This window comes from Acinetobacter sp. 228 (assembly GCF_048147885.1).
In genome coordinates this window covers 1-1,432 of the sequence record NZ_JAYWYV010000242.1, presented here as the reverse complement: position 1 = coordinate 1,432, position 1,432 = coordinate 1, and the positions used below count along the sequence as shown (strand labels likewise).

Below are 1,432 nucleotides of genomic sequence, written 5' to 3'. Positions count from 1 at the left end.
CTAGCAAAATCAAGTTAACTGCACATGCAAAAGAAAGAATGAAAGAACGCTGTATCTCTATGAAGCAAATTATTTGCTGTTTTGAGCATGGAGATATTACTGAGGGGCCGTACCCAAATACTCGTGGTGATTGCCAGCTAAATGTTTCTGTTCGCACTGCAGGCGAATACATAACAACAGCTGTTGCAATCAAGCAGAGCGAGAACGGTGAATTCTCAGTAGTAGTCACTACATTTAGAGAGTAGGCTAAATTATGTATCACTATGAAGAATGCGGTCTGAGCAATATTTGGCTGCACAATGGATTTACAATTGAAAATGATGAAGACTATGGTGAACTCGTATCTATTGAATCTGTTCATGAGCTTCATAATGCCATTGGGTTGTTCTTAATTACGCAAAAGCCTGACTTGAATGGTGAGGAAATTCGTTTTTTACGTAAAGAACTAAACTTGTCACAGAAGAATCTTGCTGGGCTTTTAGGAGTCAGTGAGACTAGTATTAGACATTGGGAAGCTGATCGCGGTTTAATTGGTAAACCTACTGAGCTATTACTTCGTGCATTATATAAAGAGCATGTTCAAGGTGATGGCAAACTAAGAAGTATGATTGAGTCATTAAATCATCAGGAACGAACTTTAGTACCAAGTGAAATTAGTTTTTCATATGGAAATAACCATTCATGGCATCAAACCAATTGTGAAATAGCTTAGTTAGTTTTATTTGATAGAAACCACCTTCGGGTGGTTTTCCTTTATGTGACATTTAGTAACCAGTTTGTTAAAGTTAGTACACTTTATAACAAATGGTTAAAATTCATGAAACAAGTCATTTTAAGTCTTTTATTAGTTCTAAGCTCATTAAATTTTGCGGAAGCAGGTAGAGGCAGACAACCGTGCTCTGGTAAGAAAGGTGGGGTAAGTCATTGCGATGGTAGTAAGTTTGTTTGTAATGATGGTTCCATCAGTGCTTCTAAAAAGATCTGCTCTAGATAGGTGATGTGATGGGATTAAATTTTAGAAAAAGTATAAAAATTGCTCCGGGAGTCCGGGTAAATATAAGTAAAAAAGGAGTCTCAAGTGTTTCTGTTGGTGGAAAAGGGGCACGAGTAAATGTTAGTAAGAAGGGAACTCGAACAACAGTAGGTTTACCGGGTACTGGTTTATCTTATTCCAAGTTCTCTAGTCATACTAAGAAAACAACACCTAGAAGAGAACCTGATTTTAATAATCCAGATAATGTATGGGGTTACCCTAAATCTGAATGGATAATCAGTGGAGTTATTTTATTTATAGCTTTAATAATTTTTATTTGGATTATTAGCTGATTTTTTAAATTTTGATATTTGATAGGTTTATATATGAAAAAGATTATTTTATTAAGTTTGGTTTTTGGTTTGGTAGGGTGTAATAAAAAGGAGAATACCAACTCCA

General features: G+C 35.3%; 4 protein-coding genes. All 4 read left to right on the top strand.

The window, feature by feature from the left end:
• Positions 1-245 (top strand): DUF4258 domain-containing protein (locus tag VXQ92_RS17820; RefSeq protein WP_416682704.1); only part of this gene is annotated, 245 nt, incomplete at its 5' end.
• Positions 246-253: 8 nt separating this feature from the next.
• Positions 254-712, top strand: a complete 459-nt coding sequence (locus VXQ92_RS17815; RefSeq protein ID WP_416667288.1) for a helix-turn-helix domain-containing protein — start codon at positions 254-256, stop codon at positions 710-712.
• A 105-nt stretch (positions 713-817) separates the two neighbouring features.
• Positions 818-994 (top strand): hypothetical protein, encoded by a 177-nt coding sequence (locus tag VXQ92_RS17810; RefSeq protein WP_074031683.1) that lies wholly within the window; start codon positions 818-820, stop codon positions 992-994.
• 8 nt (positions 995-1,002) lie between these two features.
• The gene (locus tag VXQ92_RS17805) at positions 1,003-1,326 is read left to right on the top strand and encodes a DUF4236 domain-containing protein (RefSeq protein WP_031977959.1); all 324 of its coding nucleotides are present in this window, start codon (positions 1,003-1,005) and stop codon (positions 1,324-1,326) included.
• The last annotated feature ends 106 nt before the right edge of the window (positions 1,327-1,432 follow it).

Excerpts from the sequence above, each read along its gene's own strand:
- VXQ92_RS17805 (WP_031977959.1), top strand. The coding sequence starts at position 1,003 with ATGGGATTAAATTTTAGAAAAAGTATAAAAATTGCTCCGGGAGTCCGG.
- VXQ92_RS17810 (WP_074031683.1), top strand. The coding sequence starts at position 818 with ATGAAACAAGTCATTTTAAGTCTTTTATTAGTTCTAAGCTCATTAAAT.
- VXQ92_RS17815 (WP_416667288.1), top strand. The coding sequence starts at position 254 with ATGTATCACTATGAAGAATGCGGTCTGAGCAATATTTGGCTGCACAAT.